This is a genomic window from Rhodococcus sp. ACPA1 (genome assembly GCF_002300195.1).
Lineage (GTDB): Bacteria > Actinomycetota > Actinomycetes > Mycobacteriales > Mycobacteriaceae > Rhodococcus_F > Rhodococcus_F opacus.
This window is the reverse complement of record NZ_NSDX01000004.1, coordinates 1,169,839-1,184,599: the sequence shown is the minus strand read 5'-3', so window position 1 is coordinate 1,184,599 and position 14,761 is coordinate 1,169,839. Positions and strand designations below refer to the sequence as shown.

11 protein-coding genes are annotated in these 14,761 nt (G+C 65.6%); 3 read left to right on the top strand and 8 right to left on the bottom strand.

Annotation, left to right across the window (positions count from 1 at the left end):
• Positions 1-116: 116 nt before the first annotated feature.
• The 3 genes from CJ177_RS23435 to CJ177_RS23425 all read right to left on the bottom strand — a co-directional run bounded on the left by CJ177_RS23435 (position 117) and on the right by CJ177_RS23425 (position 5,179).
• Entirely contained in the window at positions 117-1,304 is a 1,188-nt protein-coding gene (locus CJ177_RS23435) for an epoxide hydrolase family protein (RefSeq protein ID WP_005249867.1), read from the bottom strand.
• A 127-nt stretch (positions 1,305-1,431) separates the two neighbouring features.
• Positions 1,432-1,737: a hypothetical protein gene (locus CJ177_RS23430; RefSeq protein ID WP_095868699.1), complete on the bottom strand. Its 306-nt coding sequence runs from the start codon at positions 1,735-1,737 to the stop codon at positions 1,432-1,434.
• Between the two features lie 154 nt (positions 1,738-1,891).
• Positions 1,892-5,179, bottom strand: coding sequence for a protein kinase (locus tag CJ177_RS23425; protein WP_095868698.1), 3,288 nt, complete (start codon positions 5,177-5,179; stop codon positions 1,892-1,894).
• 807 nt (positions 5,180-5,986) lie between these two features.
• On the opposite strand from CJ177_RS23425, the gene CJ177_RS23415 reads away from it, so the two are divergent.
• On the top strand, positions 5,987-7,513 hold the full coding sequence (locus CJ177_RS23415; protein WP_095868697.1) for a permease: 1,527 nt from the start codon (positions 5,987-5,989) through the stop codon (positions 7,511-7,513).
• Positions 7,514-7,570: 57 nt separating this feature from the next.
• Positions 7,571-8,200, top strand: coding sequence for a cysteine hydrolase family protein (locus CJ177_RS23410; RefSeq protein WP_005249858.1), 630 nt, complete (start codon positions 7,571-7,573; stop codon positions 8,198-8,200).
• A 36-nt stretch (positions 8,201-8,236) separates the two neighbouring features.
• On the opposite strand, the gene CJ177_RS48390 is transcribed toward CJ177_RS23410, so the two are convergent.
• The 5 genes from CJ177_RS48390 to pdhA form a co-directional block, all read right to left on the bottom strand.
• Positions 8,237-8,767, bottom strand: coding sequence for a sugar phosphate isomerase/epimerase (locus CJ177_RS48390; protein WP_257014646.1), 531 nt, complete (start codon positions 8,765-8,767; stop codon positions 8,237-8,239).
• Positions 8,768-9,271: 504 nt separating this feature from the next.
• The gene (gene lpdA, locus CJ177_RS23400; RefSeq protein ID WP_095868696.1) at positions 9,272-10,648 is read right to left on the bottom strand and encodes a dihydrolipoyl dehydrogenase; all 1,377 of its coding nucleotides are present in this window, start codon (positions 10,646-10,648) and stop codon (positions 9,272-9,274) included.
• A 61-nt stretch (positions 10,649-10,709) separates the two neighbouring features.
• Positions 10,710-11,987, bottom strand: a complete 1,278-nt coding sequence (locus tag CJ177_RS23395) for a dihydrolipoamide acetyltransferase family protein (protein ID WP_095868695.1) — start codon at positions 11,985-11,987, stop codon at positions 10,710-10,712.
• 16 nt (positions 11,988-12,003) lie between these two features.
• Positions 12,004-13,005 carry an alpha-ketoacid dehydrogenase subunit beta gene (locus CJ177_RS23390; RefSeq protein ID WP_095868694.1) on the bottom strand — a complete coding sequence of 334 codons (1,002 nt, stop codon included), beginning with the start codon at positions 13,003-13,005 and terminating at the stop codon, positions 12,004-12,006.
• Positions 13,002-14,087, bottom strand: a complete 1,086-nt coding sequence (pdhA, locus tag CJ177_RS23385; RefSeq protein WP_005249848.1) for a pyruvate dehydrogenase (acetyl-transferring) E1 component subunit alpha — start codon at positions 14,085-14,087, stop codon at positions 13,002-13,004. Before pdhA ends, CJ177_RS23390 begins: the two co-directional genes overlap by 4 nt.
• A gap of 169 nt (positions 14,088-14,256) precedes the next feature.
• On the opposite strand from pdhA, the gene CJ177_RS23380 reads away from it, so the two are divergent.
• Positions 14,257-14,730 (top strand): Lrp/AsnC family transcriptional regulator, encoded by a 474-nt coding sequence (locus CJ177_RS23380; protein WP_095868832.1) that lies wholly within the window; start codon positions 14,257-14,259, stop codon positions 14,728-14,730.
• Positions 14,731-14,761: the final 31 nt, after the last annotated feature.

Sequence of the window (14,761 nt, the reverse complement as noted above, 5' to 3'; positions counted from 1 at the left end):
CGGCGCTCGAGATCGCACGGGGTCGGCTGCACAGCCGAAGGCGAACCGGGTGGCTCGGAATGAGCCACCCGGTCGCTCTCAGCTCGTGCGCTGCCGCACACGTCCGACTTCGGTCGTTATCGAAGCGACCGCAAGCCCGCGCGAACCTCGTTTACCAAATGCTGGGGCTGCTCCCAGGCGGCGAAGTGCCCGCCCTTGTCCAGCTTGTTGTAGTGGATGAGGTTGGGGTAGGCCTTCTCTGCCCAACTCCGCGGTGCCTGATAGAGCTCGTCGGGAAAGACGCTCACGGCAACCGGGATGGAGACGTTACCGGCGGCGAAGAACGGCGCCTTGTTCTCCCAGTAGAGACGAGCCGCTGACAACGCCGTGTTCGTCAGCCAGAACAGGGTGATGTTGTCGAGGATGTCGTCTCGCGTCAGGCCCTCGGGCTGTCCCGCGAAGACCCGCGAGATCAGCGCCAAACTCGCCGGGTCGTGGTCGATCATGAAGGCCGCCAGACCGACGGGCGAATCCGCCAATCCGATCAGTGTCTCCGGGCGCGACCCCATCTCCACGGCGTAGCCGATGTGCTGATAGAAGAATGCCAGCTGGTCGCACGCAGCCTGTTCGTCGTCGGACAGGCCGGAGGGCACGGGATGCCCGGTGAGGAGCGCCTGGTCGATCTCGGGTGGAACCACCTTGGCCATGTTGGTGTGGATGCCGAGCAGTTCCGGCGGTGCCTGCACCGCCATCGCCTCTGTCACGATCGCACCCCAGTCCCCGCCTTGTGCCACGTACCGGTTGTACCCGAGGCGCTTCATCAGCTCCACCCAGGCACGCGCGATGCGGTCGGGGCCCCAGCCGGTCGTCGTGGGCTTGCCCGAGAAGCCGTAGCCGGGCATCGACGGAATCACCAGATGGAAAGCATCCGATGCGTCACCACCATGGGCGGTGGGATCGGTCAGCGGGTCGATGATCTTCAGTTGCTCGACGATCGAACCGGGCCACCCATGTGTGACGATGAGCGGCAACGCATCCTCGTGCTTCGAGCGGACGTGGATGAAATGGATGTCCAATCCGTCGATCTCGGTGATGTACTGCGGCAGAGCATTCAGCTTCGCCTCGACCTTGCGCCAGTCGTATTCCGAGGCCCAGTACTGCGCCAGTGCCTTGCTCGTCGCGAGCGGTGTGCCCTGCGAATGATCTGCGACGGTTTCCGTTTCGGGCCAGCGGGTGGTCTCGACGCGCTCACGCAGCGCCTCGAGTTCGGTGTCGGGGAAGTGGACGGTGAACGGCCGGATGGTGACGTCGGTTGTGAAAGACATAGTGGTTTTCCTTGCTGTGTTGGTTGTTGGTCGAGAATGGTTTTCGTTGGATTGGTGCCTCTGACGGGACCAGAGGAGCGATGACGTTGGTTCGGGCCTCCAGGGGAGCGTTCGACGGTGCGACCGTCTACCTCGGGTTGCTGCTCCAGCCGCCGAGGATCTCGTTGTCGATGGTGATTTCGGCGCGGCGGTCCTGCCTTTGGTCGCGTTGGCGGTCGTGCCGGCGCTGCTGCATGGTGGTGTCGTCGTCGCGAGGAATGTCCTGGGCAACGACGGCGGTGAGGGGGATGGGCGCCGGTGTGCTGGTGGTTGCGGCCGCGACGCCGGCGGGGATGATGCCGAGTGCGGCGGCGGCGACTCCGACGGTGGCGAACCGCTTCCAGGAGGTGCTGGTGGTGTGTGCCTTGGTCTGGTGGAGGTGTGTGCTGTTCATGCCGATAAGACTCGCAATTGCGCGGCGAGTGGGACGGCGAAGAACTACGTGCTTCACTACCCGCATTTCCTACGCAGGTACCCGCGTGGACCCAGCGACGCCATCGATGAGTTCAGCCCGGGTCCGCACCCAACGCAGCGGGGCACTGCCCGAACTACGGATTTCGGGACTCGATGCTCTCCTCGCGGGCGATCCAGGCGGCAAGCTGCGCGCGGGATCGGTGTCCGGTCTTCGTGAGGATGCGGTCTACGTGTCCTTCTGCGGTACGAGGCGAGATGACCAATCTTTGCGCGATCTCCTTGTTGGTGAGTCCCTCGGCCACCAGCTTTCCTACTTCTTTCTCGCGAGGTGTGAGTTTCACCTTCGCTGAAGGAGTGGCGGGCGCCGCTGGCTCGGATGTGCGTTTTTGCAACGCGAATTCGATCGACGCGAGGTGTTCGAGGCGTTCACCGGCCCGGAATGCTTTCTCGAAGGCAGAGTCACCCAGCAGCTGACGGGTGCGTTGTTCGTAACGAGTCCGTGTGCGGATCAGCGTGTCGTTTCCGAAGAGCGGAGAGCTTCCCATCTCGCCGCACAGGGTGCGCCCGATACCGAGTAGTCGGGCGGATCGGAGGGGATTTCCTTCCTCGATCGCGGTCCACGCCAGAATCTCGGTGCATGTACTCACACCCAACCAGTCACTCAATGACTGCTTCAGTTCGAGCGATTCCTTCAACGAGTCCGAAGCTTGCGGGTACTTGCGCTGGGTCCACAGGGCAAGTCCGCGGGCCCACAGCGCCCATGACGTCGAGAAGTGCTCCTTCAGCGACTTACCTGAGGCGATGGTGTCGTCCGCCCAGGCAAGGGATTGTTCCAGGTTCCCGGACAGGCAGTGCACTAAAGCGAGCTGAGCGCCGCCCAGCAGTGTCAGAGAATTGACCTCCCCCAACTCTGCGTGAAGTGTCATGCCGGCAGTGAGGAACTCCAGTGCGACGTCGAGATTTCCGTTTCCGAGCATCTCCGCCGCACCCCGGAACTGAACTGCAAACGCCTGGGCGGTTCGGTCACCGATCGATTCCGCGACGGCGCTGCATTCCAGCAGATACTGTGTGGAGGTCGGGTTGTCGCCCTGAACCATGGCGTTCCACGCGATCACCCAGAGCGCTTTCGCCCTCTCGCGGCTCGGATCCTGGTCGGCCTCCAAAGCGCGGGACAGCCAGTACCGCCCGTCTCGCAGCAGGCCACTCGCGTTCCAGAAGAACCACAGCGCACCCGCCATCCGGAGACCTGTTCGCGCCTCGCCAGGGGTGGACAGGCAGTACTCCAGCGCCGACCGCAGATTCGCCCGCTCGTGCCGGAGACGACGGTTCCATACCAGCTGCCCTGACCCCAGTGACTGGCTCTCGCTGAGTTCGGCCAAACGCAGGAAATAGTCTCGATGATTCCTGCGCCACGTGTCCTCGTCGCCTTGCTCGGCGAGTTTCTCGGCCGCGTAGTCCTTGATGCTTTCCAACAGTTTGTATCGAACTGTGGATCCGGATTGAACGGTGGAAATGACCGATTTTTCAACGAGACCGGAGATTATCTCGAGAGCGTCCGGAACAATTTCCGGATCGGTGCACACGCTCTCGACCGCATCGAAATCGAATCCGCCCGCGAAGACGGACAGCCGCGCCCACAGGACTTGTTCTTCCGGCGAGCAGAGATCGAAGCTCCAATCGATGGCGCCACGCAGCGTTTGATGCCGCACCGGTCCGCCACGGTTTCCCCGCGTCAACAGATTGAAAAGGGCGCCCTCGCGCGACAGGACGCGGTCGAGGGGAAGGGACCTGATCCGGACCGCTGCGAGTTCGATAGCCAGAGGGATGCCGTCCAGCCGCTGGCACAGGCGGGCAACCTCCAGGCGGCTCTCATCGTCGAGGGTGTATCCGGGGACGACGGCTGCAGCGCGTTGCTCGAAAAGATCGACCGCCTCGGAATGAAAGCTCTTGCCGTCTTGTCGCTCGGCGAGCTGAGCTTCGTCCAGAACCAACAGGGGAGGTACCTCGAACACGGTCTCCCCCAGAACACCGAGAGGCTCCCGACTGGTTGCCAGGATCTCCACGCGGTCCGCCCGCCGAACAATCTCGGCGGCGACGCTTCCGCACGCCTCGATCAAGTGCTCGCAGTTGTCCAAGACGATGAGTGCATGTCTCTCACCGAGGAATTCGAACAGGTAGTGACTACCGTCCGCATTCATTCCGTCTCGAATGTCGAGCGCCTCGGTAATCGCGCTGACGACGAGTTCTGGAGTGGAGATCGCGGCGAGATCCACAAACCAGACGCCGTCGGTGTAGGTTCTGCGCACTTCCGAGGCGACGCGGCATGCCAGCCGGGTTTTGCCCACCCCACCAAATCCTGTGAGGGTCACTATTCGGGAATCCGACAGACGCCCCTTGACGGCGGCTACTTCATTACGGCGTCCGACGAAACTTGTCACTTCGCGAAAGAAGTCGTGTGCATGGGAGACGAGTTGGTGAGGCGGCGCCACCCTCACGTTCTCCTGTGGTCGCACGGCTCCCGGTTCGGTGTGCAGTGCCATCTCGTCGACGGGGAAACCATGGAGACGTTGAGATGCTCGAAGTTGGTGACCAAGTTCCGTAGCGGAGGGGCGGCCCTCCGGGGTGCCGGTCATGGCGCGTTCGATGATCGCGCTGACGTCCTCGGGAACACCGTGCTTCCGTGGGTCGGGACCAGGCTCGGCGGCGATTCTCAGGAATTGGGCCACCACCTGCTCCCCGCTGCGGCGTTCGAAGGCGGCGTGACCGGTCATCGCAGCGAACAACGTGGCACCGAGGCCGTACACGTCGGCAGCAGCACTCGGGGGTTGGCCGGTCACCACCTCGGGGGCGGTGAACGCCGGCGAACCCGTCACGACGCCGGCGGTGGTTTCGAACCCGCCGGCGATACGGGCGATGCCGAAATCTGACAGTGCAGGCTCACCGTAGTCGCTGAGCAGGATGTTCCCGGGCTTGACGTCGCGGTGAAGGATCCCGAGGCGGTGGGCAGTCTCGAGGGCACCGGCCATCTTCACCCCGAGTCGCAGGGCTTCATCCAGTGGGAGTGGCCCGTGGCGGCGGATCCGCGCGTCGAGGGAGTCCTGGGCGTGGTACGGCATGACGATGTACGGCCGACCGTTGTCGGTGACGCCGACGTGGAGGACATTGACGACATTCGGGTGCCCGGTCAGCCGGCCCGCCGCGCGCTGCTCGCGGACGAATCGTTCCCGGTTCTGCTCGTCGAGGTCTGCGGTGAGGACCTTGATTGCCACGGTGCGGTCGAGCGCCGCCTGGGTGCAGCGGTAGACGACGCCGAAACCGCCGCGGCCGATCTCGTGTGCGTCCTCGAATCCGGCGGCTGCCAGATCGGCCGTGACCGAACCCGACGCGCCGCGTTGCGTCGCGAAGGGATCGTCGTCGGTCATCGACCGGATCGATTCTTCCGGTCCGAACCACTGTCGAAGAAGTGCACCACCGCTGGCCTCTCGAGGAGATACTCCAGGATATCGCCGACGGGCCCCCGTCCGATGCTCGACTTACGACCCACACAGGCAGAGTTTTCTGGTTGCGTCCCCGGAAGATGGTGTTACGCACAACTAAACACCCGCCCAATCCTTCCCGAGGCCTCGCACTCTCGTACGCGTCCGGCGGGATCGCCTGGGTGACGGATGATCTTCGCAGGTCAGACTGCCGCGAGCTGCGTCGTCACTCGGGCGAAACTTTTCGTGCCCGAAGCGAGTAGCCCCGCACGTCGGCGGGTACCCGGCATCCACGCTGCCCCGGGCTCGACGGCCCCGAGTGGCAGCCAGGCCCCCTGACCGGTCCCCCTCGGCTGGGAGGCCGTCCGCCGCTCGTGGCCGGGGACGCCCCCCTCTTCCTCGGCCGCGGGCGGCTCGTCGTGCGCCTGCACAGGTGCGGTCGGGGCGGGTGACGATGTGCCTGCGACAGGCGACATCCTGCACGTGGCCAACGGAAGCCGCAGAATACTGTAATCGTTCACACGACCCGCCGAAGCCGAAACGCGGTTGTCATTTTCTGCGCACCTTGCACATCGAACAGGCTCTCGCATAGTCACTTTGACGTTGACGACACATCAAAGGAAGGCGAGGATCATGCGACAACCGGGCTGCGGTGCCCCGCGTCGTGACCCGACAACGGTCACGACTCGGCCGTCCTCACCCGCACACTTCCGAGGTACTCGCCGCAAGTAAATTCGATACAAGGAGTCGCACGTGGGCGCTGCGCAGATCGTGTTCTTAGTCGGCCTTGCTTCTCTGATCGTGGCCATGGCACTACGCAAGAACGTCATGATCCCCGCGGTACTCGCGACATTTGCCACGGCACTTGCGTACAGCGGCAGCGTCCCGAATGCCATCATGTCGGTGTTCCGGGCCACCATCACGTCCGGCACCGCACTGTTCGAGATCTTCATCGTCATCGCCGCGGTGACGTCGATGCTCGCGGCGATGCGGGCGATCGGTTCCGATGAGGTGATGGTGCGCCCCGTCAGTCGGTGGATGGTCAATGGTCGCGTCGCGTACATCGTGCTGTTCGTCTTCACCTATTTTCTCTCGCTGTTCTTCTGGCCGACCCCGGCACTGGCCCTGATCGGTGCGGTTCTACTTCCTGCCGCGATCAAGGTGGGTCTGCCACCGCTCGGAGCTGCGGTGGTTCTTGCGATCTCCGGCCAGGGGATGTCGATCGCCTCCGACTACGTGATCGGTCTTGCGCCGTCGATTTCCGCGAGCGGCGCGGGCGTTCCCGCCGACGACATCGCCGATCGTGCCCTGGTGATCTCATTGATCGTCGGTATCACCGCGGCGGTGCTCGCCTACTTCCTGACCGTCCGCCGCAGGATGCGTACGGACGCGGTTCCGGGCACCGACCCGATCGGCAGAACCGTGCATCCCCACGGCGGTGTCGGTGGCACGCCCGCCGGCCCGGCTGCCGGTTTCGCCCCGGGCCCGGATGTCGCGGTCTCACCCACCGCCACGGACGTGCTCGACGAGGAACTGCCCGGCTTCGAGGACGACGGAACGAGAATCACCGATCGCCCGACTCTGACCCGTGCGTGGGCGATCGGCGTGCCCGCCGCGTTCGTCGCCGTCCTGGTTTACATGTTGGTCGGTCGTTTCACCGACCTCGTCCCCTGGGAGGACGGCGCGGGCGCGTCTCTGGTGGGAGGCACGGCAATCATCCTGATGGCCCTCGTGACCGTCACCTCACGACGCTCCGAGGCGCTCGAATTCTGCGCCACCCACTTCATCGATGGTCTGTCGTACGCATTCAAGGCAATGGGAATCATCCTTCCCGTCGCAGGTTTCGTGTACATCGGAATTCCCGACTACTCTGGCGCCATTCTCGGACTCGACGACGACACCACCGGTCCGGCCTTCCTCTTCGACACCGTCGAACGGGTGCAGCCGTACATCCCCGACAACGGCGTTTTCGTCGCGCTCAGCATGCTCTTCATCGGTATGGCGGTCGGTCTCGACGGTTCGGGGTGGGCGGGCTTACCCCTCACCGGCGGATTGGCTGCCGCGCTGGCACCGCAGTCCGGAATGGACACCGCTACCTTGGCTGCCATCGCCCAGAACGGCGCCACATGGACGGGCGGGGGAACTCTCGTGATCTGGTCGTCGCTGGTGGTGGTCGCCGGATTCTGCCGGATACCGGTTGCCGAACTGGTCCGCCATCTCGTCGTCCCGGTGATGGCCGGACTGCTGCTGGCTACCGGAGCCGCCGTCGTCATCTGGTAGCGGCTCAACGCCGAACAAGGTTTCCGCACAACCCCTGACATGGAAGGACACTAACGAATGAGCTCGGTCCCGTTCCGCTACGACCCCGCCCGGTGCGCACTGATCGTCATCGACATGCAGAACGATTTCTGCTCACCCGCCGGGTCGCTGGCCCAGAAGGGCTTCGACGTGACCGCCCCGGTGGCGATGGCTCCGCGACTGGACCACCTCGTCGCGTCCGCGCGCACGGCCGGGGTCCGGGTGATCTTCGTACGTACCCTGCACGACGAAACCACCGATACACCCCAGTGGCTCGGTCGCGTGGGCGAGGGACCGGACGCGGCACGCACCGGAATTACCTGCCGCACAGGAACACCCGGGGCAGACTACTATGCCGTCGCTCCGCAGGACGGCGACGTGGTGATCACGAAGAACCGGTTCAGCGCGTTCGTCGGCACCAACCTCGACCTCACCCTGCGTTCCCTCGGCATCGACTCCCTGCTCTTTACCGGCGTCGCCACCGAGGTATGTGTCGAGTCGAGTCTGCGTAGCGCGCTGTTTCACGAATACTGGGTTTCGCTCGTCGAAGACTGCGCCGCCACCTACAGTCGAACAGCCCACGACGCTTCGGTGTCCGTCGTCGCCCAGAATTTCGGCACCGTGATCACCGCCGAGAAGCTCGAGACGTTTTGGACTGCAGGATTGTGAACGGCTTCAGCAAGCGACGGGCGCGTTGAGCGACCGTCAGATCTTCGCCGGAGTCCAGTCGGGGGCCTCGACGAGGGCGACCTGCTTCAGGAGGTTCGCCGCCCGGCCGACGCCTTCGAGGGAATTGACGAGTGCGTCCTCGTGCTCGATGTTGAGTGTGCCGTCGTATCCGACCGCGCGAAGGTTGTAGACGAAATCCGCCCAGAACGTGGCGCCGTCCGGGTGGCCGAGACCGAGAGTGACGTAGTTCCAGGCCCGCCCCAGCGGATCGGTCAGGGGCCCGGTGTCGAGGAGTCCGTCGCGTTGCGCGGTCCAGGAGTTGATGCGAATGTCCTTCGCGTGCACGTGGAAGATCGACGTGCCGAGAGCACGAATGACGGTGGGGATGTCGGCGCCCATCCACATCAGGTGGGACGGGTCCAGGTTCGCGCCCACCACGTCGTCGCCTGCGCTGTCGATCAGCCGGAGCATCGCCGAAGCGTTGTGCACGAGCTGACCTCCGCACGCTTCGACAGCGAGCTTGACGTTCTGGTCCCGGGCGAAGGCCGCGAGTTCCTTCCAGTACAATCGCGACCTCGTTCCACTGATAGGCGAGGACATCGAGGTTCTCCGGTGGCCACGCCGTGGTGATCCAATTGGGGTTGGTGTCACCTTTCGCGCCCGGCAGTCCGGACATGAGGACGACGGTCGGGACGTCGAGTGCGCTCGCGAGTTCGACGGTCTTTCGGATGACGGCGTCGTGCGCCTGTCCCGAGACCGGATGCAGTTGGTTGCCGTTGGCGTTCAGTGCGCTCAGCGTCAGGCCCCGGCTGGAGATCTTCTCGGCGAACTCGGCGCGGGCGTCCGCCGACGAGACCAGTGTGTCGAGGTCGGCGTGCGGCGCCTCCGACCAGTTTCCCGTTGCGACCTCGACCGAGTTCAAGCCGTGTTCCTGCGCGAGGTCGAGAGCTGTCTCGAAAGGTAGATGGCTGACCGAGTCGGTGATCAGTCCGATTTCCATGCCTGCTCTCCCTCACACTCGGCGCTGGGTACAACTAGTACGTTCTAGCCCTCCTGTTTGTCAAGACATTCTCAGCTGTGACTGTGCAGTGGTGTACCCGCGAGAGCGAGGTGTGCCTCGCCGAGCGCTTCGGCCTGGGTGGGGTGCGCGTGCACGAGGGCGGCGACTTCGCCGGGGTAGGCGCCCCAGTTGACGATCAGTTGGGCCTCGCCGATGAGTTCGCCCACGCGCTCGCCGACCATGTGGATCCCGACGACCGGTCCCTCCGTGGCTCCGGCGCGCACCAGTTTGACGCCGCCGCTGGTTCCGAGGATCTGACTCTTGCCGTTGCCGGCGAGGTCGTACACGACGGTGGCGACGTCGCCGTGCCGCTCGCGGGCCTGGTCTTCGGTGAGCCCGACCGACGCGACCTCCGGGTTGGCGTACGTCACCCGGGGGATGCCGCTGTCCTCGATCGATGTCGGGCTCAGGCCGGCGATCGTTTCCGCGACGAAGATGCCCTGCTGGAATCCGCGATGCGCGAGTTGCGGTCCGGCGACGATGTCGCCGACCGCGTACACGTCCGGCTGCGAGGTGCACAGAGAGTCGTCGACCGTGACGAAACCGCGGGAGTCGAGTACGACGCCGTTCTCGGTGAGCCCGATGTCGGTGGTCCGGGGTCCGCGGCCGACCGCGACGAGCAGCAGGTCCGCCTCGATCGTGTCGCCCGACTCCACCGTGACGCTGACCGTGCTCTCGTCCTGGACCGCCTTCGCGAATCGGGTGCCGGTCGTGATCGTGATGCCGCGTTTGCGGAGGGCCCGGGTGAGTTGCTTCGACGACCACTCGTCCTCGGCGGCGACGAGCCGGGGCAGCGCTTCGACGATCGTGACGGCCGCGCCCAACGAAGCCCAGATACTGGCGAACTCGACCCCGATGACACCGCCGCCGAGTACGACGACGCGCTTCGGAAGCTCGGGAAACGTCAGCGCTTCGTCGCTCGTGAGGATGCGGCCACCGATCTCGAGTCCGGGCAGGCTCCGGACCTGCGAGCCGGTCGCGAGCACCAGCGACGTGCCGGTGATCGTGCGATCGCCGACGTGGACGGTGCGGCCCCCGCCGTAGCGGCCGGTGCCGTGCACCACCTCGATCTTGTGGCTGCGGACCAGCCCCTGCAGGCCCTTGTACAGACGTTCGACCGTCGAGTTCTTGTAGGCATGGACACCACCGAGGTCGATCCCGTCCAGCGTCGCACCGATACCGAGGGCCGACGCGTGATTGACGGTGTCGGCGACCTCGGCGGCGTGCACGAGGGCCTTGGTGGGGATGCACCCTCGGTGCAGGCAGGTGCCGCCGACCTTGTCCTCTTCGATCAGGGTGACGGTCTTGCCCAGTTGCGCGGCGCGGAAGGCGCAGGCGTACCCGCCGGATCCACCGCCGAGAATCAGGACGTCCGGTTGGTCGGACATGGGAAAACTCCCTCGGTCGGGCACGTCACGGACGTGCCGGAAGGTTGGAAGGAACAGGGGCTCAGCTCAGTGCGATCAACGTCAACGGGTCCGACAGGATCTGACCGATGGCCGCGAGGAATCTCGATCCCTGCTCGCCGTCGACCAGTCGATGGTCGAACGACAGGCTCAGTGTGGTGACCGAGCGCAACGCGATCTCGCCCTGGTATTCCCACGGCTGCCTGCGGATCGCCCCGAAGCACAGGATCGCCGCCTCGCCCGGGTTGAGGATGGGCGTGCCCGCGTCGACACCGAAGACGCCGACATTGGTGATCGTGATCGTGCCGTCGGCGAGATCGGCGGGGCCGGTCTTGCCCTCCTTCGCCGTGGTCGTCAGATCCGACAGGGCGATCGCGAGGTCGCGCAGACCGAGGGTGTGGGCGTTCTTGATGTTCGGCACCATCAGCCCGCGCGGGGTGGCGGCCGCGATGCCGAGGTTCACGGAGCGTTTGAGGACGATCTCCTGAGTGTCCTCGTCCCAGAACGAATTCAGGGTCGGGTTGGTGCGCAGCGCCACGAGCAATGCCTTGGCCACCAACGTCAGTGGTGTCAGGCGCACGTCGGTGAAGTGCTTCGTTTCGCGCAGCCGAGCCAGGAGGTCGATCGTCGGGGTGACGTCTGCCGTGACGAACTCGGTGACGTGCGGGGCGGTGAATGCGCTGCGGACCATCGCTGCGGCGGTGTGCTTGCGGACGCCCTTGATCGGGATGCGTTCCTCGTCGGCGTCCGGCGGGACCGTCGCCGCGGACGTCGTCACCGGGGCGGCGGTGCGGTGGCGCTCGAGGTCGTCCCTGGTGACTTCACCGTGCACCCCGGTTGCGTCCACTTCGGTGAGGTCGACACCGTGTTGCTTCGCTGCGAACCGCACCGGGGGAGAGGCCAGCGGACGCGACGTGCCCGGCGCCGCGGTGACGTCGACTCGGGTTCCCGTCGCCGGACGCCGCTGCCGGCGCCGGCTCGAGGAGTCTTCGGCCACGCCGTAGCCGACCAGGACCGGGGTCCGCTCGGCCGGGGCCGCGGGAGCGGTCGGCTCGAGGGCGTCCACCGGGTCCTCGCCGGCGACCGCGACGTCGATGAACGGGCTGCCGACGTCGACGGTCGTCCCCTCCTCGGCGTGCAACGCGACCACCGTTCCGGCGTAGGGCGAGGGCAACTCCACGGACGCCTTCGCCGTCTCGACCTCGGCGATGATCTGGTTGAGCGTCACGGTGTCGCCGACCTTCACCAGCCAGGTCAGCAGTTCGGCGTCGGTGAGGCCCTCGCCGAGGTCGGGCAGCAGGAATGTCTTGACAGTGGGCATGGCGAACTCCTGGTTCCTACGCGGTGAAGGTGCGGTCGACGCCGTCGAGGATGCGGTCGACGTCCGGCAGGAAGTGCTCCTCGAGTTTTGCCGGCGGATACGGGACGGTGAAGCCGCCGACGCGGGCCACCGGTGCTTCGAGGTGATAGAAGCAGCGCTCGCTGATGCGGGCAGCGATTTCGGCACCGATCCCGAGGAACACGGGCGCCTCGTGGGTGATCACCAGACGTCCGGTGCGCTGCACGGACGCGGCGACGGTGTCGACGTCGAGCGGGGAGATGGACCTCAGATCGATCACCTCGATCGACCTGCCCTCGCCCGCAGCGACTTTCGCGGCCTGCAGTGCAGTTGTCACGAGCGGCCCGTAGGCGACGACGGTGGCGTCGGTGCCCGGTGCGACCACCCGGGCCTTGTGCAGTGGGCTCGTCTCGGCCGCCGGGTCGAGCTGCCCCTTCTCCCAGTAGCGGCGCTTGGGTTCGAAGAACAGCACCGGATCGTCCGACGCGATGGCCTGCTGAATCATCATGTGCGCGTCGGCGGCGGTGCTGCAGGTGACGACGCGAAGACCCGCGGTCGCGGCGAAATACCCCTCCGGCGACTCGGAGTGATGCTCGATCGCACCGATGCCGCCGCCGTACGGGACGCGGATGGTGATCGGCATCTTCACGTTTCCGCTCGTGCGGTAGTGCAGTTTGGCGACCTGCGAGACGATCTGGTCGAAGCCGGGGTAGATGAACCCGTCGAACTGGATCTCGCACACCGGCCGGTATCCGCGCATCGCGAGACCGACTGCGGTACCGATGATCCCGGATTCGGCGAGCGGGGTGTCGATGACACGGTTGGGACCGAAGTCCTTCTGCAGTCCGTCGGTGATGCGGAAGACGCCGCCGAGTTTGCCGATGTCCTCTCCCATGAGCACGACCTTCGGGTCGTTCTCCAGGGCGCGGCGCAGGCCGGCGTTCAGGGCCTTGCCGAGCGGAAGCGTGGTCGGGGCGGCCGCGGAGATGGCTGTACTCATGCGTCGATTCCTTCGAAACTGTCGAGGTAGGCCGCGAACTGGCGCCGCTCTTCGTCGACGAGGGGATGGGGTTCGGCGTACACGTTGTCGAACAGGGACATCGGCTCGGGTTCGACGGTCTCGAGGCATCCGCGGCGCAACGCCGCTGCGGTGTCGTCGGAGCGCTGCTGCACGGCGGCGAGGTAGTCGTCGTCGATCGCGCCCGCCGACTCGAGGAGGGCGCGGATGCGGTCGAGGGGGTCCTTGCGTTTCCATTCCTCGTCGAGCGCAGCGGGGCGGTACCGGGACGGGTCGTCGGACGTGGTGTGCGGGCCCATCCGGTAGGTGACCGCCTCGATCAGGGTGGGTCCGCTGCCTTCCCGTGCCCGTTCGAGCGCGGCCCGGGTCACGGCGATCACGGCGAGGACGTCGTTGCCGTCGACGCGCACGCTGGGAACACCGAAGCCCCGGCCCCGCGCGGCGATACTCACCCGCGATTGCAGGCTGACCGGTTCGGAGATCGCCCACTGGTTGTTCTGGCAGAAGAACACCACGGGGGCGTTGAAGCTCGCGGCGAACCCGAAGGCCTCGGAGATGTCGCCCTGACTGGTGGCGCCGTCGCCGAAGTAAGTGATCGCGGCGCCGTCGGAACCGTCGAACTGCATGCCCATCGCATACCCGGTGGCGTGCAGTGCCTGCGCGCCGACGATGATCGCGGGCGTCGTCATGTTGTATTCGAACGGGTTCCAGCCCGAGTGCGTCGACCCTCGCCAGAACCTGAGCATGTGGGTGGGATCGACGTCGCGGCAGTACGCGACTCCGTGTTCGCGGTAGCTGGCGAAGACGAAGTCGTCCGGACGGAGGGCGCGCGCCGACCCGACCTGCGCGGCTTCCTGCCCCAGCAGCGGAGCCCACAGCCCCAGTTCGCCCTGACGCTGCAGCGCGGTCGCCTCCGCGTCGATGCGCCGCACCACGACCAGGTCTTCGTACAGCGCGCGCACCGACGTGATGTCGACATCGTCGACGTACCGGGAATAGTCCGGATGATTTACTCGCGCACCGTTTTCGGTGACCAGCTGCACCACATCGTCATTGTCGAACACGAAAACCTCCGAAAGCGATGTACCGGGAGAGCTCGCTGCCCGCGAGTGACCTTTTCGGTCAGAATGTTGCATTCACACAACCACCAGGATTCATCATGCGCAAGTGCTGTCGAGCAGATTAAGCAGAATGCTCAAATATGAAGCTCTGAACTCTGGCATACTGCGCTACATGACGAGACTCGATCGGACCGACGCCCGCCTGCTGCTCGCCCTGTGCGACGCCCCTCGCGCCACCGGGGTGCAATTGGCCTCCCTGCTGGGGATGGCACGTAATACCGTGCAAGCAAGGATGTCTCGCTGGGAAGAGCAACGAGTGCTCGCACCCGTCGACCGCTGCGTGTCACCCCGCGATCTGGGGTACCCCCTGCAGGCGTTCGTCACCGCGGTGGTCGACCAGCATCGCCTCGAGGACGTCATCGAGCACCTGCGGGACATCGCCGAGGTCGTGGAGGTCGTCGGCATCTCCGGAGCGGCGGACCTGCACATCGGCGTGGTCGCCGTCGATGCCGACGATCTGTATCGGGTCGCCGGCCTCATCCTCGCCGTGCCGGGGATCGAGCGCACCACGGTGTCCGTGGCGATGCGCGACGCCATCCCCTACCGAACCCGTCCGCTGCTGGAGCGGATCGCCGAGGAGCACTGACGAAGGCGCTGCCGTCGACCGCCCGGCAGCG